This is a genomic window from Micromonospora fluostatini (assembly GCF_050410825.1).
Lineage (GTDB): Bacteria > Actinomycetota > Actinomycetes > Mycobacteriales > Micromonosporaceae > Micromonospora > Micromonospora rosaria.
Genome location: NZ_CP191251.1, coordinates 1399364 through 1418301, shown reverse-complemented (window position 1 = coordinate 1418301; position 18938 = coordinate 1399364). Strand labels below are relative to the sequence as shown.

16 protein-coding genes are annotated in these 18938 nt (G+C 73.1%); 5 read left to right on the top strand and 11 right to left on the bottom strand.

The window, feature by feature from the left end; all coding sequences use genetic code 11:
* Positions 1-3: 3 nt before the first annotated feature.
* From ACQUFX_RS06020 to aroA, 3 genes are all read right to left on the bottom strand, one after another.
* Complete coding sequence (locus ACQUFX_RS06020; RefSeq protein ID WP_067371969.1) at positions 4-693, bottom strand: response regulator transcription factor; 690 nt, start codon at positions 691-693, stop codon at positions 4-6.
* Positions 694-1448: 755 nt separating this feature from the next.
* Positions 1449-1724, bottom strand: coding sequence for a hypothetical protein (locus ACQUFX_RS06015; RefSeq protein WP_428965031.1), 276 nt, complete (start codon positions 1722-1724; stop codon positions 1449-1451).
* A gap of 749 nt (positions 1725-2473) precedes the next feature.
* Entirely contained in the window at positions 2474-3721 is a 1248-nt protein-coding gene (aroA, locus tag ACQUFX_RS06010) for a 3-phosphoshikimate 1-carboxyvinyltransferase (RefSeq protein WP_428966872.1), read from the bottom strand.
* Positions 3722-3927: 206 nt separating this feature from the next.
* On the opposite strand from aroA, the gene ACQUFX_RS06005 reads away from it, so the two are divergent.
* Both ACQUFX_RS06005 and ACQUFX_RS06000 read left to right on the top strand, forming a co-directional pair.
* Complete coding sequence (locus ACQUFX_RS06005; RefSeq protein WP_428965030.1) at positions 3928-4779, top strand: fumarylacetoacetate hydrolase family protein; 852 nt, start codon at positions 3928-3930, stop codon at positions 4777-4779.
* Positions 4780-4838: 59 nt separating this feature from the next.
* The gene (locus tag ACQUFX_RS06000; RefSeq protein ID WP_428965029.1) at positions 4839-5618 is read left to right on the top strand and encodes an SDR family NAD(P)-dependent oxidoreductase; all 780 of its coding nucleotides are present in this window, start codon (positions 4839-4841) and stop codon (positions 5616-5618) included.
* 91 nt (positions 5619-5709) lie between these two features.
* On the opposite strand, the gene ACQUFX_RS05995 is transcribed toward ACQUFX_RS06000, so the two are convergent.
* The 4 genes from ACQUFX_RS05995 to ACQUFX_RS05980 all read right to left on the bottom strand — a co-directional run bounded on the left by ACQUFX_RS05995 (position 5710) and on the right by ACQUFX_RS05980 (position 9970).
* Positions 5710-6690, bottom strand: coding sequence for a LacI family DNA-binding transcriptional regulator (locus ACQUFX_RS05995; RefSeq protein WP_067371978.1), 981 nt, complete (start codon positions 6688-6690; stop codon positions 5710-5712).
* 98 nt (positions 6691-6788) lie between these two features.
* Positions 6789-7628: a carbohydrate ABC transporter permease gene (locus tag ACQUFX_RS05990; RefSeq protein WP_428965028.1), complete on the bottom strand. Its 840-nt coding sequence runs from the start codon at positions 7626-7628 to the stop codon at positions 6789-6791.
* Positions 7625-8617, bottom strand: a complete 993-nt coding sequence (locus ACQUFX_RS05985) for a carbohydrate ABC transporter permease (RefSeq protein WP_428965027.1) — start codon at positions 8615-8617, stop codon at positions 7625-7627. The genes ACQUFX_RS05990 and ACQUFX_RS05985 overlap by 4 nt, the downstream gene beginning before the upstream one ends.
* A gap of 57 nt (positions 8618-8674) precedes the next feature.
* A complete protein-coding gene (locus tag ACQUFX_RS05980) occupies positions 8675-9970 on the bottom strand; it encodes an extracellular solute-binding protein (protein ID WP_428965026.1) in 1296 nt (431 codons plus the stop codon).
* 250 nt (positions 9971-10220) lie between these two features.
* Here ACQUFX_RS05980 and ACQUFX_RS05975 point away from each other — a divergent pair, with 250 nt between their 5' ends.
* A complete protein-coding gene (locus ACQUFX_RS05975; protein WP_428965025.1) occupies positions 10221-11846 on the top strand; it encodes a glycoside hydrolase family 43 protein in 1626 nt (541 codons plus the stop codon).
* 342 nt (positions 11847-12188) lie between these two features.
* Positions 12189-13382: an endo-1,4-beta-xylanase gene (locus ACQUFX_RS05970; RefSeq protein WP_428965024.1), complete on the top strand. Its 1194-nt coding sequence runs from the start codon at positions 12189-12191 to the stop codon at positions 13380-13382.
* 71 nt (positions 13383-13453) lie between these two features.
* Here the strand turns inward: ACQUFX_RS05970 and ACQUFX_RS05965 are convergent, their stop codons facing one another.
* The 4 genes from ACQUFX_RS05965 to rfbD all read right to left on the bottom strand — a co-directional run bounded on the left by ACQUFX_RS05965 (position 13454) and on the right by rfbD (position 18103).
* Positions 13454-14239 (bottom strand): peptidase, encoded by a 786-nt coding sequence (locus ACQUFX_RS05965; RefSeq protein WP_428965023.1) that lies wholly within the window; start codon positions 14237-14239, stop codon positions 13454-13456.
* A complete protein-coding gene (locus tag ACQUFX_RS05960) occupies positions 14239-15522 on the bottom strand; it encodes a VWA domain-containing protein (RefSeq protein WP_428965022.1) in 1284 nt (427 codons plus the stop codon). Before ACQUFX_RS05960 ends, ACQUFX_RS05965 begins: the two co-directional genes overlap by 1 nt.
* An 86-nt stretch (positions 15523-15608) precedes the next feature.
* Positions 15609-16841 (bottom strand): S8 family peptidase, encoded by a 1233-nt coding sequence (locus tag ACQUFX_RS05955; protein ID WP_428965021.1) that lies wholly within the window; start codon positions 16839-16841, stop codon positions 15609-15611.
* 329 nt (positions 16842-17170) lie between these two features.
* Positions 17171-18103, bottom strand: coding sequence for a dTDP-4-dehydrorhamnose reductase (gene rfbD / locus ACQUFX_RS05950; RefSeq protein ID WP_428965020.1), 933 nt, complete (start codon positions 18101-18103; stop codon positions 17171-17173).
* A gap of 216 nt (positions 18104-18319) precedes the next feature.
* Here rfbD and ACQUFX_RS05945 point away from each other — a divergent pair, with 216 nt between their 5' ends.
* The gene (locus tag ACQUFX_RS05945; RefSeq protein WP_428965019.1) at positions 18320-18919 is read left to right on the top strand and encodes a DUF998 domain-containing protein; all 600 of its coding nucleotides are present in this window, start codon (positions 18320-18322) and stop codon (positions 18917-18919) included.
* The last annotated feature ends 19 nt before the right edge of the window (positions 18920-18938 follow it).

Below are 18938 nucleotides of genomic sequence, written 5' to 3'. Positions count from 1 at the left end.
CCCTCAGACGTTGAACTTGAAGCCGAGTCCACGCACGTTGACCAGGTACCGCGGTGAGCTCGGATCCTCCTCGATCTTGGAACGCAGGCGCCGGACGTGCACGTCCAGCGTCTTGGTGTCACCGAAGTAGTCCTGGCCCCAGATCCGGTCGATGAGCACGCTCCGGCGCAACACGCGACCGGGGTTACGTAACAGGTACTCCAACAGCTCGAACTCCTTCAGTGGTATGTGCACCTCGGCACCGTTCACCGTCACGATGTGGCGCACCACGTCCATCCGTACCGGCCCCCCGGACAGCACGGTCGGCTGCACTTCCCGTTCGATCGTCACCTGCCCGCCCCGGCGCAGGATCGCCCTGATCCGCAGGATCAGCTCCCGTGCCGAGTACGGCTTGGTGACGTAGTCGTCCGCGCCGACCTCGAAGCCGACCACCCGGTCGATCTCCGTGTCGCGCCCGCTGAGCATGACGACGGGTACGGTGGACCGGTAGCGCAACTGCCGGCACACCTCCGTCCCGCTCATCCCGGGCAGGCGGAGTTCGAGCAGAACGATGTCGGCACCGTTACGCTCGAATTCTTCGATAGCCTGCGGTCCAGCCGTCGTCACCGTGGGCGTGAAGCCCTCGGTGCGGACGAGATGGGCCAACGCTTCGGCGTTAGAGGCTTCTCCTTCAACAATAAGGACCCTGGTCACGGTCGCTCCCCCTGTGCTCCGTGCTGATCGATGTCGGCACCGCCACGCCAGGCACGCCACTGCCTCGACGAGGCCGGCCCGCGTCGTCCCCCGTCGGCGCGGACCCTACTCGTTAGGACTGACAGACAGCGCAGTGATGTGCCGCTCGGCCCCAGGTCGGCCGTTGGCGGCGGCTAGGTGGGTCGGTGCACCGATAAACGTCACTCCATCTGCGCGCGCCTATTCTGACGGAATCACGTGCCGCCAGCAAGTAGCACCGTTTCCGCATTCACACAGGGTACGGGGGGAAGGCAAAACAGTGCCAAGGCCTTCCAGCCAACAGAAAAGCGGCAGACCCAAATAATCTAGACACCTCGCCGGAATTCGGCAACGCTCGACCATTACCCACGTACCGGTTCCGCACGCGGCCGACCACGCCTCGAATCGGTGGCACCGGTGGATGTCGGGAAGAAAACCCGTGATGACCGCCATATTAGCTCAGGTGTTTCAAGAGCGGCGATCCACCCTACGGGCAGCGAACATGAGGATGTTTTCTGTCCGGCGACGCCTTTCCCCGAGACGATACCGGTCACGGTAGGTGACCCCTGACGGCGGGGTCACCCCGGTCCGGCCGCAGCACGCGGAACCGCCCCGTCCACGGTGGACGGGGCGGTTCCGGGAGCACGCCGGCGGCGGGCCGTGACGGGCGCCGGCCCACCCGACAGGCAGGCCTGGCGGCCACGGGGCCGAGGCGGGACCGCGTGCCGGGACGGCGGTCACCAGACGTACAGGTACCAGTAGTACTGCTTGTCGTAGGGGTGCCACTGGTACGAGCAGGTGTAGGAGCCCCACGCCCCACCCTGGACGAGACTGTCGCCGAAGTACCGGCACGCCTCGACGGTGTAGTAGTAGCCGAACAGGTACGAGTCGGCGGCGGCGGTGACGGGGCGGCGGTCCGCCGACGCCGCGCCGTGGGCGGCCGGCGCGCCGGCACCGAGCACCAGGGCGGCACCGATGGCGGTGAGCATGAGGAAGGTCCGGACTCGACGCATGACGACTCCTCGATTCGGTGGGCACGGCCACCATAGACAGCGACATTCATCGATCGCCATGGCCGCTCGGGCAGGCGGGAGTCAGCCGTTCGCGCCGTCCGGACGCCGACCCGCACGCCCCGGCGCGGCGGCGTGTGACCGCCAGCAGGCCCGGGGCGGGCAGCACCGGCGCGGCGGCGGGAAACACCGGACCCGAGACGGCGGCTCCGGGGCCGGAACCAGCCCGCGCGAGCCGTCGTCGACCAGGCACGGACACCGACCACGAGCCGATGGCCGAACAGCCCCCGCCGCCCGCGCCCCGACCGGCCGCAGCCGCCGCCGCGGTGATTTTTCCGACGGTTACCGCCGGTTGTTCCTGGCAGATCTGGGCGCACTTCCCACTCCGCCGGGCCGGACACTCTTCGCCGCCGGGCCGATCCTTTTGTCGCTGGCCCCGGCACACGGCCCGGGTTACCGCGCGTGGACCGCCCGGACCGGAGCCGCCCCCTCCCATTCTCGTTCTTCGCCACCGCAGACAGCATTGCGGGGATGACGAATACCGATGCGTGACGACTGGTGCGAATGGTGGGCGACCCGCTCTGATCGTCCACGACCTCCCGTTCGGGAGCCACCGTCGGGACGGCACGGAGCCGGCAGCGGGAAGCCACCCGCGCGCCGGGCGACCAGCCCGCCCGCGAAAGCGGAATCACACAGTCCTGTTCACCCCGGCCGACGTCGGGCCGCCGGCCGGTGCACCCGCCGCCCCGGCGTCAGCTCCCCGCCCAGGCCGTCCGGAGCGCGGCGAACTCCTCGTGGAAGCCGGGGAAGGTCTTGGCGACACAGGACGGGTCGTCCAGCTCGATCCCGGCCGCGCGCAGCCCGGTCACGCTCATGCTCATCGCGATCCGGTGGTCGGCCCGGGTCTCGACCACGCCCCCGTGCGGTTGCCCCGGCTCGATCTCCAGCCAGTCCGGCCCGGTACGGGTGGTGATGCCGCAGACGCCGAGCGCGGTGGTGATCGCGTCGATCCGGTCGGACTCCTTGACCCGGCAGTTCGCCACGTCGGTGATCCGGACCGGGGCGTCGGCGTACGGCGCGATGGCGGCCAGGGTCATCATCGTGTCGCTGATGTCGCGCATGACCACCTCACCCGGGCTGCGCAGCCGCCGGGGGCCGGTCACCGCGACCTCGTCCTCGCCGACCTCGACGCGGCATCCCATCGACGCCAGCACCTCGGTGGCGAACCGCAGGTCGCCCTGCACGCAGCGGCGACCCAGGCCGGGTACCACGACGGTGTTGCCGGTGACGGCGGCGGCGGCGAAGAAGTACGAGGCGGTGGAGGCGTCCGCCTCGATCCGGTACTCCCGGGCCTGGTAGGCGCCGGGCGGGACGACGATCGTGGAGCCCTCCCAGGTGGCGTCGACCCCGAAGTCGCGCATCATGGCCAGGGTCAGCTCGACGTAGGGGACGGAGACGATGTCCTCGATCTCGATGCGCAGCCCCTTCTCCATCCCGGGCGCGGCGAGGCAGAGCGCGGTGAGGTACTGACTGGAGACCCCGGCGTCGAGCCGGACCGTGCCGCCGGACACCCGGCCGCCGCGTACCACCAGGGGCAGCCGGTCCCCCTCCTGCGCCTGGACGCTCACCCCGAGCTGACGGAGCGCGTCGAGCAGCGGGCCCATCGGCCGGGCGCGCATCTGCGCGCTGGCGTCGACGACGTACTCCCCCCGGCCGAGCGCGGCGAGGGCGGGCAGGAACCGCGCGGCGGTCCCCGAGTCGTGGCACCAGACGGTGGCCGCCGGCGCCGGCGGACCGCCCGGGTCGCCGGTCACCGTCCAGACGCCCGCGTCGCGGGTCACCGGCAGGCCCAGGCTCGCCACCCCCTCGGCGAAGGCGACGGTGTCGGCCGCCACCAGCGGTTCGCGCAACCGGGTCGTACCGTCGGCCAGCGCGGCGATCAGCAGCGCCCGCGCGGTGACGGACTTCGAGCCGGGGACGCGCGCCGTGGCCTGGCGGATTGCCCGGGTCATCGGTACTCCTCAGGTCAGGTGGCGGGGCAGCCCTCACAGTAGTGCGGCACCGGCCACCCGCACCGTCGACCAGCCGCGAGGGGGCCGAGATCCCGGACACCCGCCCGCCCGGATACCGGTCGGCCCCTTGCCGCGCCCCCACCGCTGTTCTATACACAGCTACAGATCCGGCGTCGGTCGTGGAGAGGGATGGCGTGAAGCTGCTTCGAGTGGGAACGGTCGGCCAGGAACGCCCGGCGGCGCTGGACGCGCACGGCCGGCTGGTGGACCTGTCCGGTCTGGTGGCCGACATCGACGGGTCCTTCCTCGGCGGCGACGGCATCGAGGTGGCGCGGGCGGCGGTCGCCGGTGGCGGGCTGCCTGTCCTGGACCCGGCGGTGCGCGTCGGCGCGCCGGTGGCCCGGCCCGGCAAGATCGTGTGCGTCGGGCTGAACTACTCCGACCACGCGGCGGAGACCGGGGCGGCGCTGCCGGCCGAGCCGATCCTGTTCATGAAGGCGCCGAACACGGTGGTCGGCCCGAACGACCAGGTGCTGATCCCCCGGGGCAGTGTCAAGACCGACTGGGAGGTGGAGCTGGCGGTCGTCATCGGGCGCACCGCCCGTTACCTCCCCGACGAGGCCGCGGCGCGGGAGTGCGTGGCGGGCTACACCATCTCCAACGACCTGTCCGAGCGCGAGTTCCAGTTGGAGCGGGGCGGCCAGTGGGACAAGGGCAAGTCGTGCGAGACCTTCAACCCGCTCGGGCCCTGGCTGGTCACCGCCGACGACGTCGCGGACCCGCAGCAGCTGGGCCTGCGGCTGAGCGTCAACGGTACGCCCCGCCAGGACGGCAGCACCAAGAACATGGTCTTCGGGGTCGCCGAGATCGTCCGCTACGTCAGCCAGTTCATGGTCCTCGAACCCGGCGACGTGATCAACACGGGCACCCCGGCCGGGGTGGCGCTGGGCATGCCGGAGCCGAAGCCGTACCTGCGCCCCGGTGACGTCCTGGAGCTGGAGATCGACGGCCTGGGCACGCAACGCCAGCCCGTCGGGTCGGCGTGACGGACGCCGGCCCCGGGCGCCGGACCGGACGGCCCGACCCGGACGAGAGTGAGGTCGTCGTGACCCGGGACTTCGCCGGCCTGGCCGCGGTGGTGACCGGAGGTGGCTCGGGCATCGGCCTGGCCACCGCCCGGCTGCTGGCCGCGCGGGGCGCCACCGTCGCCTGCCTGGACCTGGATCCCACCGGCGTGCCGGACCCGCTGGTCGGCGTCACCTGCGACGTCACCGACACCGACTCCGTGACGGCGGCGGTGGCGACGGCGGTGAGCCGGCTCGGCGGGCTGGACGTGCTGGTCAACAACGCCGGGATCGGCGCGCGGGGCACCGTCGAGGCGAACCCCGACGCCGAGTGGCACCGGGTGCTCGACGTCAACGTCGTCGGCGTGGTCCGGACCACCCGGGCCGCCCTGCCGCACCTGCGCGCGTCCGCCGCCGCCGCGATCGTCAACGTCTGCTCCATCGCCGCCACCGCCGGCCTGCCCGAACGGGCGCTCTACAGCGCGACGAAGGGTGCGGTGCAGGCGCTCACCCTCGCGATGGCCGCCGACCACGTGGCCGAGGGCATCCGGGTGAACTGCGTCAACCCGGGCACCGTCGACACCCCCTGGGTCCGCCGGCTGCTCGACGCGGCGGCCGACCCGGCCGCCGAACTCACCGCCCTGCGGGCCCGGCAGCCCATCGGTCGGCTGGTCTCCGCCGCCGAGGTGGCCGCCGCCATCGGCTACCTGGCCAGCCCGCTGACCGCCGCCACCACCGGCACCGTGCTCGCCGTCGACGGCGGCATGCACGGCCTCCGGCTCCGCCCGGCCGCCATGCCCCCCGGCGACCAGCCGGCCTGACCCGGTCCGCCCCGACGGCGGACCGGGCGGACCCGACGACGGACCGGTCCGCCCCGACGGCGGACCGGGCGGACCGACGACGGACCAGTCGTCACCGGGGCGGCGCGACGCTGTCGCGGATGACGAGTTCCGTGGCGAGTTCCACCCGGGGGCTCTCGATCTTCTCGCCGTGGGCCAGGCGCAGCACGGTCCGCGCGGCCAGCATGCCCATCTCGGCCAGCGGCTGGCGGACCGTGGTCAGCGGCGGGGAGCACCAGCGCACCTCGGGCAGGTCGTCGAAGCCGACCACGCTGACGTCGTCGGGCACCCGCAGGCCCCGCTTGCGGACCGCCTCGTAGACGCCGAGCGCCATCTGGTCGCTGGAGGCGAAGATCGCGGTGGGTGGGTCCGCCAGGGCCAGCAACTGGGTACCGGCGGTGTAGCCGGACTCGTGGTAGAAGTTGCCGGGGCGGATGAGGGCGTCGTCGATGGCGACCCCGGCGGCCTCCAGGGCCGCGCGGTAGCCGTCCATCCGGGCCCGGCTGCACATGAGCTGCGGCGGGCCGGCGATGAAGCCGATGCGCCGGTGACCGAGGCCGAGCAGGTACTGGTTGGCGCGCAGGCTGCCCGCCCAGTTGGTGGCGCCGATGGTGGGCGCCTCCTGCGGGGCCACCCCGGCGGGGTCGACGATGACGACCGGCAGGTTGAGCCGGCGCAGCTCGGCCTGCAACGGTGGCTCCACCATCGAGGTCACGAAGATGACCCCGTGGCTGGAGCGGGTCCGGATGTTGTCGAGCCACTGCCGGGCCGACGAGGTCCGCCGGTGGATGGCCGAGACGACGGTGCCGGCCCCGCCGGCGTGCGCGACGTCCTCCACCCCCCGGATGATCTCCACCGCCCAGGGACTGTCGAGGTCGTTGAAGACCAGGTCGATCAGGGCCGGGCTGGGCCGCCGGCTGGGCGACCGTCGCCGGTACCCGTGCCGGGTGAGCAGTTCCTCGACCCGTTCCCTGGTCTGCGGGGCGACGTCGGAGCGCCCGTTGATGACACGGGAGACCGTGGGCACGGAGACGCCGGCCAGGCGCGCGATCATCGCGATGGTGACGTTCCGGCTGTTGTCGGGGCCCACGGTCCACCCTTTCGTGTCGGCTGGGACCTACGGAGCCAGAAGGCTACCGCAGGGGTTCTCTGCTACCCCTTGACGCTGCCGGCCAGGCCACCCACGAGCTGGCGTTCCGCCACCGCGTAGAGGGCCAGGGCCGGGACCATGGACAGCACCACGTAGGCGAGCACCCGGGCGGTGTCGTCGCTGTACTGGCCCTGGAACGCCTGGACCCCGACGGGCAGGGTCCACCAGCTCTGGTCGGTGAAGACGACCAGCGGCAGCATGAAGTTGTTCCAACTGGCCACGATGGCCAGCACGGAGACGGTGGCCAGCGCGGGGCGGGCCATCGGCAGCAGGATGCGCCAGAAGAACCCGAACGGGCCGCAGCCGTCGAGGATCGCGGCCTCCTCGACCTCGCCGGGAATGGTCCGGAAGAACTGGCGCAGGATGATGATGGTGATCGGCAGCCCGAAGGCGGCCTGGGGCAGGATCACCCCGAGCGGGTTGTCCAGCAGGCCCATCCCGCGCAGCATCACGAACAGCGGCAGGATCGCCACCGCGAACGGGAACATCAGCCCGATCGTGAAGAGGGTGACCAGCAGTTCCCGGCCCCGGAAGGCGTAGCGGGCGAAGACGAACGCGGCCATCGCCGCCGCGCCGACCACGATCAGGGTGCTGGCCACGGCGATGAGCAGGCTGTTGCCGAGCTGCCGCCAGAACACCCCGGAGGTGAGGATGTCGGTGTAGTTCCCGGGCACCCAGGGGTCGGGCAGGCCGAGCGGGTTGGTGGAGAGCTGCCCGTTGTCCTTGAAACCGCCGAGCACGCCGAACAGGATCGGCACGACGATGAGCGCGCCGACAGCGACGCAGACGAGGTGCAGCACGAGGCGGCGGGACCGCTGGGCGGGGTTCGCCGGGCGGGTCATCGTTGGCCTCCCTGGACGGTGAGCGCCCCCGCCGTGTCGCGGCGCAGGACGACGCGCTGGTAGAACAGGGCGAAGACGAGGCTCAGCAGGAACATGACGATGCTGATCGCGCTGGCGTAGCCGACCTCGAAGCGGCGGAAGCCGTACTGGTACATGGTCACGGCCATCGTCTCCGAGGAGTGGATCGGGCCGCCGCCGGTGAGCACCCAGACCATGTCGAACAACTGGATGGTGCCGATCACCGACAGGAACACGGCGATGCGGATCGTCGGCCCGAGCAGGGGCAGGGTGACGTGCCGGAACGCCTGCCAGGTGGTGGCCCCGTCGGTCAGCGCCGCCTCGTTCAGCTCCTTGGGGATGCCCTGCCGGGCGGCCAGGAGCAGGATCATGTAGAGCCCGAAGTACTTCCAGGAGACCACGAGGAAGACGCCGATCAGCACGGTGTCCGGGTCGGCGAAGATCGCGCCGGCCTCCGCGCCCAGCCACCCGGAGATGGTGTCGCCCAGCCCCCGGTTGGGCGAGAAGACCAGGGTGAACAGGACGGCGGTGGTGACCTCGGACAGGACGTACGGGGCGAAGAACACCAGCCGGTAGAGGCTGCGGCCGGCGAGCCGCTGGTTGAGCAGCATGGCCAGGGCCAGCGCCACGGGGAGCTGGATCGTCAGCGACCCCACGATCAGCAGCAGGGCCCGCCACAGGTCGCCCCGGAAGACCGGGTCGGCGAAGGCGCGGAGGTAGTTGTCCAGCCCGACGAAGTTCTCGGGCAGGTTGAAGCCGTTCCACTTGAACAGGCTGGCGTAGCTGGCCACCACGATCGGGGCGATGACCAGCAACAGGAACAGCGTCAGGGCCGGGGCGAGGAAGACGGCGAGGGCGACGCGCCGGCCCGGCCGGGGCCGGGCGACGCGGCGTACGCCACGTGGCCCCGGCAGGGCGGCGGCGCCCGGATGGCCGCGCCGCGGACCCGACACGGTCGATGGACTGCTCATGCCTGCTCCGTTCGGGTCTCGCGGCGGGCGACGGGTGGGGGTGCGGTGGACATCTGCCTACTGGCTCTTCGCCACCGTGGTGATGTCCTTGACGATCTGCGCGGGCGACTTGGTGCCGGCGATCAGCTCGGCGACGCTGTCGTTGACCTGCTGCCCGACCGCGGGCGGGTACGCCTGGTCGAGGTAGAGCTGGAAGCCGGTGGCGCTGGCCAGGTTCTCCGCGACGATCTTGTTGTTCGGGTCGGAGATGCCCGAGGCGGCCTCCCGGACCGTCGGCAGCACCGCGCCGGTCTGCGCGGACTTGCGCTGGTTGTCCACGGTGAGCAGGCTGGCGAGGAAGTCGACGGTGGACGCGGGGGCGTCCTTGCCGACGGCGAAGCCGTTGCCGCCGCCGAACGCCTCGGAGCCGGCGCCCTTGCCGCCGTCGACCACCGGGAACGGGAAGAAGCCGAGCTTGTCGCCGATCCCCTTCTTGCTGGTGGAGCTGGACGCCTGCACCGAGGGGGCCCACTGGCCCATGAGTTCCATGGCCGCGCCGCCGTTGCCCATGGTGGCGGCCTGCCCGTCCGGGGAGCCGTACTCCGCGCCGAGGAAGCCCCGCTGGAACGGTTGCAGGTCGACCAGTTCCTTGAGCCGCTCGCCGGCGGCGACGAAGTCGGGGGTGTCGAAGTTCTTGGTCTCGGCGGCCTGTTGCAGGGCGCTCAGCCCACCGATGCGCATGGCCAGGTACGCCCAGTAGTTGTGGGCCGGCCACTTGTCCTTGCCGGCGAGCGCGATCGGGACGATGCCGGCGGCCTTGATCTTGCGGACCGTGTCGAGGACGCCGGCCCAGGTGGTGGGCGTCTCGGTGACGCCCGCCTTGGCGAAGAGATCCTTGTTGTACCAGAACCCGACCATGCCGACGTCGAACGGGATGCCGTAGATCCGGCCGTCGATGGTGTACGGCTGGAGGGCGGCCGGCAGCAGCGAGCCGATCCACGGCTGCACGTCGTCGGTGAGGTCCTTGACCAGGCCCGCGTCGACCTGCTGGCGGAGCACGCCGCCGCCCCAGGACTGGAACAGGTCGGGCGGGGAGCCGGCCTGGGTGGCGGTGGTCAGCTTGGTCTTGAACGCCTCGTTCTCCAGCGGCTGGATCTCGATGGTCACGTTGCTGTGCGCGGTGCGGTACTCCTGCGCCATCGCCGCCCAGACCGGCAGCATCGGCTCGGTGTTCTGGATGTGCCACCAGTTGATCGTCTGGGGGGCGTTGGGGTCGCTGGACTCGTCGTCGCCGCTGCACCCGCTGAGCAGGTACGCGCCGGCACCGGCGCCGACGAGGCCGAGCAGCGATCTACGGGAGAGGTGCGCTGTCATGATCCATCCCTTCGGGGACTCATGAGGTGCCCGGATGCCGAGCTAGCCGGCACGAATCTGAACGTCAACTTCCGGAACTTTCGGTGGTTCACCGGTATTACCGATTGATGGCCGGCACGCTACGAGAAAGTCTCCACCCCGGTCAAGGGGTCTGTCCTATCACGACCTGAACGGCTAGCGTGGTGATGACTTCCTGAGTTTCCGGGCCGATGATCCGGAAGTTGCCGAAATCCGTATCGGAGGAGCCGACGTGTCGACCGAGACCGCTGACGTGGCGACCGCTGCCCGGTCGATCCGCAACCCCGTCCTCGCCGGGTTCCACCCGGACCCGTCGATCCTGCGGGTCGGGGACGACTACTACCTGGCCACCTCGACCTTCGAGTGGTACCCGGGGGTCCGGGTGCACCACTCGCGCGACCTCGTGCACTGGCGTGCGCTGGGGGGCGTCGTCACCGACCGCCGGTTGCTCGACCTGCGCGGCTGCGGCGACTCCAACGGGGTGTGGGCACCCGACCTGACCTGGCACGACGGCGAGTTCTTCCTGGTCTACAGCGACGTGGCCAGCTTCGCCAGCGGGTACTGGGACCCGCAGAACTTCCTGGTCACCGCGCCGGACATCACCGGCCCCTGGTCGGACCCGGTGAAGCTGCACGGGCACGGCTTCGACGCCGCGCTGTTCCACGACGACGACGGCAGCACCTGGCTGCTGAGCATGAGCGCGGACTGGCGGCCCGGCCGGGAACGGTTCGCCGGCATCGAGATCCAGCGCTACGACCGGGCCACCCGCCGCCTGGTCGGCCGGCCCCGGCTGCTGTTCACCGGCACCTCGGTGGGGGTCACCGAGGGCCCGCACCTGTACCGCCGCGACGGCTGGTACTGGCTGATCACCGCCGAGGGGGGCACGAGCTGGGAACACCAGGTCACCGTGGCCCGCTCCCGCGAGCTGTTCGGACCGTACGAGGTGGACCCGGCGGGCCCGCTGCTCAGCTCGGTGGGCCGGCCGGACCTGCGACTGCAGAAGGCCGGGCACGGCAGCCTGGTCCGCACCCAGCACGGCGACTGGTACCTGGCCCACCTGGTCGGCCGCCCCTACACCCCGCTGGGCAACTGCGTGCTGGGGCGGGAGACCGCCATCCAGCGGGTCGAGTGGCCCGCCGGCGACTGGCCCCGGATTCCCGGGGGCGTCCCGGCCGAGGAGGTCGCCGCGCCCGGCCTGCCCGCCCACCCGTGGCCGGCCGAGCCCGCCACCGACCACTTCGACACCGACCACCTGGCCCCCTGCTGGTCGACGCTGCGACGGCCGGCCGGACCGGACTGGGTGGACCTGCGGTCCCGCCCGTCGCACCTGCGGGTGCACGGCGGCCAGTCACCGGTGGGCCGGCAGGCCCCGAGCCTGGTCGCGCGCCGGGTCGGCGCGACGCGGTGCGCGCTGGAGACGGTCGTCGAGTTCGACCCGATCGACCACCGGCAGCTCGCTGGGATCACCGCGTACTACAACACCCTGAACTGGCACCACCTCTACCTGACCCGCGACGACGCCGGCCGGCGGGTGCTGGAGCTGCTCAGCTCCGACAGCGGGCGACGCACCGCGTACCCCGGGCTGACCGTCGACGCCGACGGCGCCGACCGGGTGGGCCTGCGGGCGGTCTTCGACGGGCCGGTGGTGCGGTTCGGGTACGACCTCGGCGCCGGATGGCAGGAGCTTCCGGTGGCGCTGGACGCCACCATCCTCTCCGACGAGCACGCCGCCCTGGTCGTCGACGGGGAGCCGGCGGCGTGGGGCTTCACCGGCGCGTTCCTCGGCCTGTGGGTGCAGGACCTCGGCGGCGACGGTGGGCACGCCGACTTCGACCTCGCCACCTACCGGGAGTTCTGACCGGCGGGGTCCGGCGGGCGGGCCGGGGCGGGCCGGGGCGGGGCAGGCCGGGCGGACCGGGGGGAACGCGGGCCGGCGGTACGGGCGGTACGGGCCGGAACTTCCGGGCCCGTACCGCCCGACTGTCACCGCCGCGAGCAGGGCTGGCGGAAGTATCGGTGGTTGACCGGGGCGCGAGCGCGCTCGTAACGTTCCAGACAACTCCCGGTAATCGACGGCCACCGATCGCACGGCTCCGGTCCGGCGCGTCAGCGCGCGGAGGGCCGCCGCGCCGACGGCCGGCGACCGGGACGGCACACCGCTCCTCCCGCCCGTCGCCCCCGTGCCCGCGAAAGGAAAGCGATGATGCTCAGACGGTGGATAGCCACCGGCATGGTCGCCGTCGCGACCCTCGGCGTGTTGAACGCCGTACCGGCCGCAGCGGACCGCCCCTACGATCCCGCCGCGCAGACCCTGCGGACCCTCGGTCTGCGGCACGGCCTGTACATCGGCACCGCCGTCGACACGGCCGCCCTGAACGACCCGGCCGACCCCCGGTACCGGGAGATCCTGCGCGCGGAGTTCTCCAGCGCCACCGCCGAGAACGTGATGAAGTGGGAGGCGCTGGAGCCCACCCGGGGCAGCTACGACTGGGGGCCGGCCGACCAGTTCGTCGCCGCCGCCCAGCGCAACGGCCAACGGATCCGGGGTCACGTGCTGGTCTGGCACAACCAACTGCCCGGGTGGCTGACCACGGGCGTCGAGGACGGCTCGATCGGCACCACCGAGCTGCGCGAGATCCTCCGCCGGCACGTCACCACGGTGGTCAAGCGGTACCGGGGCAAGATCTGGCAGTGGGACGTGGTCAACGAGGCGGTCAGTGACCCCTGGGACACCCCGTCGACGCTGCACTACAAGGGCTTCTGGGCCCGCCACCTCGGGCCCGGCTACATCGCGGACGCGTTCCGCTGGGCCCGCGCCGCCGACCCGACGGCGCTGCTGTTCTACAATGACTACAACATCGAGGCGTTCGGCTCCGGCGACCCGGCCGACGACAAGACGCAGTTCGTGTACGACATGGCCAAGGGGCTGCTGGCGCAGGGGGTGCCGATCGACGGCGTCGGCAGCCAGGGCCACCTGGGCACCCAGTACGGCAACTTCGACACGCTCCAGGTCGCCGACGCCCTGCGCCGGTTCGCCCGGCTGGGACTGGCGACCGCGTTCACCGAGGTCGACGTGCGCAGCCGGATGACCGACGGGGTGCAGGCGGGCGACCCCGAGGAGATCAACCCCCGGCTCCAGGCGTCGGCGGCGAACTTCCACGTGCTGCTGCAGGCGTGCCTGGCCGAGCCCCGCTGCCTGTCGTTCACCGTCTGGGGCTTCACCGACCGGCACTCCTGGGTGCCCGGCTGGTTCGACGACCCGCCGGAGGGCCTGGCCACCATCTACGACGAGGACTACCAGCCCAAGCGGGCGTACCAGGTGATGAAGGCCGACCTGATCTACGCCGGCCCGCCGTACGTGCTGCCCCGGGTGGCACCCAAGCCGCGCCGCTAGCGGCGTCTAGCGGCGCCCGTCCTGGTCGGCCGGTGGCCGCCGCCCGGCAAGGCGGCGGCCACCGGCGCCGGTCACGGCCGGCGGGGCCGGCGGGGCCGGCGGGTCAGGGCGAAGCCGACGACGCCGGCCACGGCGGCGAGCACCCCGCCCACCGTGCTCCAGATCCAGCGCGAGCCGAGGTCGGGCAGCCAGTCGAACCAGCCGCCGTCGTCCTCCCCGGCCGGCTGCGCGGTGGGTTCGGCGTCCAGCACCGCGCCGGCCTTCGTGTTGGGCACCAGGGGCGCCTTCAGCTCGCCGTCGTCGCGGGAGCCCGCGCCGTCCGCGCCGACCAGCAACTCCACGTCGATCGGCAGGCCGAGGTCGGCCTCGGGCAGGTCGACCACGGAGAGCCGGACGTAGTACGTCCCGGGCAGCGGGTCCGCCGACCAGGGCTCGGCCCAGGAGCGGACCTGGCGCAGCGTGCAGCCCAGCGCCACGCTGCCGGCGGACCGGTCCACGGTGGGTGTCTGCGCGCCGGCCGTGCAGGACTGCCGACGTCGCAGCCCGTCGAAGACCTCCACCGTCCAGGTCGATCCGCCGCTGCGCGCCTGCGGGAACGACACGGTGGCGGTGATCTCGTGCCGCTCGCCCGCCGAGCCCGGGAACGACCAGTAGAGGTAGTCGCCGGTGGCGGCGTCAACCCGGACCGGCTGCCCGGCCGCGATGCCGGTGGCGGTGAGGAAGGACGTGCCGGCCCGGGTGACCGGGGTCGCGCCGGGCGAGGGGGTGGGGTCGGCCTGCGCCGGGGCCGGCGCGACCAGCAGGGCCAGGCCGGCGGCGGCCAGCGCCGCCCCGCCACGGATGGTCGGGGTACGCATCAGTTCTCCCTCCAGGTGGCCACCCACCAGCGGGTGAGCAGGCCGGCGACCAGGCCGGTGAGCAGGCCGGCCACGGTCAGCAGGAGCAGCAGCACCCAGCCCCGGCCGAGGTCGGGGGCGGCCGGGGCGGGCGAGGAGGCGACCACGTCCACGGTCAGCTCCACCGGCATGCCGGGCGTGGTCTGGGTGCCCGACCGGGGCGCGAGGGCGTTGCTCACCACCAGGCAGACCGTGGTGGCCGGGACGGCGGTGGTGGCCTCCGGCGTGGGGGTGGCTTCGTCCCCTGGTTCCTCGCTCGCCGACCAGCGCAGGCCGGCGGAGACCACGTCGGTCCGGCCGCTGCCGGCGTCCACACCCCGGACCAGTTCCCGGCCGTCGGTGGCGGTGGCCCGCAGCAGCACCCCGTAGTCCCGGTTCACCGGGCGGTCCAGCGCGATGCTGACCGAGGCGCGCAGCTCCTGTCCGGGGCGTACCGGCACCCGGTACCAGCGGTGCTCGGAGAACTCCTCCCGGTCGGTGTACACCCCGGGGGCGAGCAGCGGCGCGTCGCCGCAGGCCGAGCGGCCGGCGATCACGGTCGGGGCGGCGGTGTGGGTGTCCTTCGCCCGGTCGACGAGTTGTTTGATCCGGCCGGTCAACTCGTCGGCGCTCTGCGCGGCGGTGTACGTGCCGCCGGTGGCGCCGGCGATGCAGAGCAACTGCCGGCGGACCTTCTCGTCCGGGGCCAGGCCGAGGGTGTCGACGACCAGTTTGGTGCCCTGGGCGGCCAGTTCCCGGGCCACCTCGCAGGGGTCCGGCGGGGCGCAGGTGTCCTCGCCGTCGGTGATCAGCACGATCCGCCGGGCGGTCGTGCCGGTGCCCAGGTCCTCGGCGGCCTCCCGCAGGGCCAGCCCGACCGGGGTGAAGCCGGTCGGCCGCAGGTCCGCCACCGCCGCCTTGGCCTGCACCCGGTCGACCGGGCCGACCGGCACGATCTGCTGGGTGTCCCGGCAGCCCTGCTTCTTGTCCTTGCCCTTATAGGTCGCGCCGAGCACCCGGATGCCGAGCTCGGTCCCCTCCGGCAGCGCGTCGACGACCTCGTTGAACGCCTGCTGGGCGACCGAGATCCGGCTGCGTCCGTCGATGTCCCGGGCGGCCATCGAGCCGCTGACGTCCAGTACCAGCTCGACCTTCGGCGGTTCGGCCACCGGCTCCGCGGCCGCGAGGGCCGGCGCCGGGCCGGTCGTCACGGTCGCCGCCAGCAGGCCGACGAGGACGACCGCCGATCGTCTCTTGATGATCATCGGGCGGAGTCTAGTGGTGTCCACTCCGGACGATCACCGGGGGCGGAAGGCCGGCGCGGGCCCACCCGGGCCCGCGCCGACCGGGATCACGGGCCGCAGTAGAGCAGGCGGTTCGGGGTGCCCGCCGGCACGGCGGAGACGATGCCGGCGGTCGCGCGGGTGACCAGGTAGCTGTGCACCTGGGCCGGGGTCCAGCCCGGGTTGTCGGACAGGGCGAGCGCGGCGCAGCCCGCCACGTGGGCCGAGGCGCTGGACCCACCGCTGATGGTGTTCGTCGCGGTGTCCGTGGTGTGCCAGGTGGAGGTGATGCTCGCGCCCGGCGCGTACAGGTCGACGCAGCTACCGTGGTTGCCGCTGGACAGCCGGGCGTCGGTGACCGAGGTGCCCACCACGGTCAACGCGGCCGGCACCCGCCCCGGCGAGTAGCTGCACGCGTTGCCGTTCGAGCTGCCGCCGGTGGTGACGACGGTGATGCCACGCAGGATCGTGTTGGTCACCGCCGCGTCGAGGGCCGAGTTCGCCGGCCCGCCGATGGCCAGTTCCACCACCGCCGGGCGGACCGCGTTCGCCGCGATCCAGTCGAGCCCGGCGACGATCGTGGCGACCGTGCCGCTGCCGGTGCAGCCGAGCACCCGGACCGGGTGGATCAGCACCTCCTTGGCCACCCCGTGGCGGACGCCGCCGATGGTGCCGGCCAGATGGGTGCCGTGGCCGTTGCAGTCGTCGGCGGGCAGGCTGCCGTCGACCAGGTCGATCCCGCCGGTGACCCGGCCGGTGAAGTCCGTGTGGGTGGCCCGGACCCCGGTGTCGACGACGTACACGTGGACGGTGGGCGCGGTGTTCGGGTAGGAGTACCGGTTGTCCAGCGGCAGGTACCGCTGGTCGATCCGGTCCAGCCCCCAGGACGGCGGGTTGACCTGCGTGCCGGGGGCGAAGACGGCGACGGTGCGGTTCTGCTCCACGAACGACACGGCGGGGTCGGCGGCGAGGCGGCGGGCGGCCCGCTCCGACAGCCGGACCTCGAACCCGGTCAGCGCGCTGCCGTACACCCGGTCGACCGCGCCGCCGTAGCGGGCCCGCAGCCGGTCGGCGACCCGGGTGACCCCGGCGACGGTGTCCGCGCCGGCCGCCGCGCGCACCGGATCGTCCCGGAGCACCACGAGGTAGCTGCCCGCGACGGCGCCGGCGGCCCCGGCGTGGCGGACGGCGCCCTCGGCGGCCGGTCCGGCGGTCGCCGGTTCGCCCGGCAGCAGCGCGGCGGCCAGGGCGACCACCAGGGCGAGCGCTCGCACCCGTTCCCGTACACGTGAACTGGTCATCTCTTCTCCTCACCGGATGGGACCGGCTCCGGACGGGATCGCCGCCGGGGCCGGTGGGGGGACGGTGCTGATCAGGAGGGTGGAAGCCGGGCACGTCGGCCGCGTCGGCGAACCCGTTGCCGGGCAGGTGCGGACGCCGGTGCGCGGTCGGGCCGACCGGACCGAGTCTACTGACATATCTCGATGCACGACAGACGGCGGGCAACCCACCCGTCACTTTGCGTCGCTTACCCCGGCGCGTGACGGACGCATCTCCGGGGGCTGGAGGTGAGCTCTCACCGGGTCGATGTCGGCTCTGACGCACCGCCGGTGGTGACGGTGGGAGCTGGTCAGTCGTCGACGCTCCGGGTGACGCCGAGGCCCGGTTCCGCCTGCCGCGCGGCCCGGGCCAGCGCGGCGAAGCCCGGGGTGGCCAGCGCCGCCCGCACCTGGGCCCGCCAGTGCCCCTGCGGCGGTAGGCCGGCCGTGGCCCAGCCGGCGTGGCCGAGCACGGTCCGCACCGGACGGACCGCCGGCCGGGGGAACCGCGTGCGGGACACCGGGCGGACCCGGGCCGGGTCGAGTCCGGCGTGCGCGAACAGCGCCCGCGCCAGGCCGTACCAGGAGGTCTCGCCGGCGCTGGTGCCGTGGTACGTGCCCGGGGGAGCCTGCCCGGCACGGGCCGCCCGCCCCAGCGCCACGAGTTGCGCGGCGAGCGCCACGGACCAGGTCGGCTGGCCGAACAGGTCGTCGACCACGTCGAGGTGGGGCACCCGGGCGGCCCGGTCGAGCATCGTCGCGACGACGTTGGGGCCGTGTTCCCCGTACAGCCAGGCGGTCCGGACGACGTACCCACGCTGCGGCAGCAGCCGGCGGACCGCCTCCTCCCCCACCAGTTTGCTGCGCCCGTAGGCGTTCACCGGCCCGGGGTGGCCGTCCTCCGGGTACCGGCCGGCGGTCGTCCCGGCGAAGACGTAGTCGGTGGAGACCTGCACGAGGACCGCGCCGGAGCCGGCACAGGCGCGGGCGAGGTGGGCCACCGCCGTGCCGTTGACCGCGGTCGCCGCGTCCTCCGCCCGTTCGGCCCCGTCGACGTCGGTCCACGCGGCGGCGTTGACCACCACGTCGTGGCCGCCCACCGCCTCGGTCACCGCCCGCCGGTCGGTGACGTCCAGCGCGGCGCGGTCGGCGGCGGTCACCGAGGCCCCGTCGAGCCGGCCCAGCGCCGCCACGAGGTCCCGCCCCAGCATCCCCGCCGCGCCGGTGACCAGCCAGCGGGTCACGGTCGGGCACCGGCGGCGGGCCCGTCGCCGAGCCGGCTCCGCACGAGGTGTGCACCCGTGAATCCGGCCCCGCCGGTGACCAGGAGTCTCATCTGACCCAGGCTAGGTCACTCGCGACGACTCGGGGGCCGGGCTCGCCGTCGACCACGTCGCGGACAGCCGGCCCGGCCAGCCTGGGCGCCGGTCGGGGTTTGCACCGCTGGTTACGCTGGCGGGATGAGCTGGACCCTCGGTGCCGGCATCGCGGGCAGTGCCCTCTTCGTCCTCGTCTTCCTCGTCGACGGTGCCACCCGCCCCGGCTACGACGTCCGCCACCACCCGGTGAGCGCCCTGGCCCTCGGCCGGCGGGGCTGGGTGCAGACCAGCAGCTTCGTGGTCAACGGCCTGCTCGTCACCGTGTCGGCGGCCGGCCTGCGCGCCGCCACCGGCGGCCTCTGGCTCCCCGTCCTGGTCGCGGTCTTCGGTCTCGCCCTGGTCGCCTCCGGCGTGTGGCGGATGGACCCGATGCGGGGGTACCCGCCGGGCACGCCCCCGGGCACCCCGGAGACCACCAGCCGGGCGCACCGGCTGCACGACGCGGCCGGTGCCGTGGTCTTCGTCGCGTTGCCGGCCGCCGCCGCCGTCGCGGTGCCGAACGTCCACGGCGTCGGGTGGGCCGTCTACTCCGCGCTGACGGCGGTCGCCCTCACCGGGCTGCTGCTGGCTTTCGGCAGCGCCTGGGAACGCGACGCCCCCTGGACCGGCCTGCTCCAACGGCTGATGATCGTCACCGGCTGGGCCTGGCTCGCCCTGCTCTGCTGGCACCTGCTGCCCTGAGCGTGGGCCGGCGACGCGG

Bases quoted from the DNA above. Each gene is read 5' to 3' on its own strand.
- ACQUFX_RS06015 (WP_428965031.1), bottom strand. From the start codon at position 1,724: ATGCGTCGAGTCCGGACCTTCCTCATGCTCACCGCCATCGGTGCCGCC.
- ACQUFX_RS05995 (WP_067371978.1), bottom strand. From the start codon at position 6,690: ATGATCGCGCGCCTGGCCGGCGTCTCCGTGCCCACGGTCTCCCGTGTC.
- ACQUFX_RS05990 (WP_428965028.1), bottom strand. From the start codon at position 7,628: ATGACCCGCCCGGCGAACCCCGCCCAGCGGTCCCGCCGCCTCGTGCTG.
- ACQUFX_RS05985 (WP_428965027.1), bottom strand. From the start codon at position 8,617: ATGAGCAGTCCATCGACCGTGTCGGGTCCGCGGCGCGGCCATCCGGGC.
- ACQUFX_RS05980 (WP_428965026.1), bottom strand. From the start codon at position 9,970: ATGACAGCGCACCTCTCCCGTAGATCGCTGCTCGGCCTCGTCGGCGCC.
- ACQUFX_RS05970 (WP_428965024.1), top strand. From the start codon at position 12,189: ATGATGCTCAGACGGTGGATAGCCACCGGCATGGTCGCCGTCGCGACC.
- ACQUFX_RS05965 (WP_428965023.1), bottom strand. From the start codon at position 14,239: ATGCGTACCCCGACCATCCGTGGCGGGGCGGCGCTGGCCGCCGCCGGC.
- ACQUFX_RS05960 (WP_428965022.1), bottom strand. From the start codon at position 15,522: ATGATCATCAAGAGACGATCGGCGGTCGTCCTCGTCGGCCTGCTGGCG.
- ACQUFX_RS05955 (WP_428965021.1), bottom strand. From the start codon at position 16,841: ATGACCAGTTCACGTGTACGGGAACGGGTGCGAGCGCTCGCCCTGGTG.
- ACQUFX_RS05945 (WP_428965019.1), top strand. From the start codon at position 18,320: ATGAGCTGGACCCTCGGTGCCGGCATCGCGGGCAGTGCCCTCTTCGTC.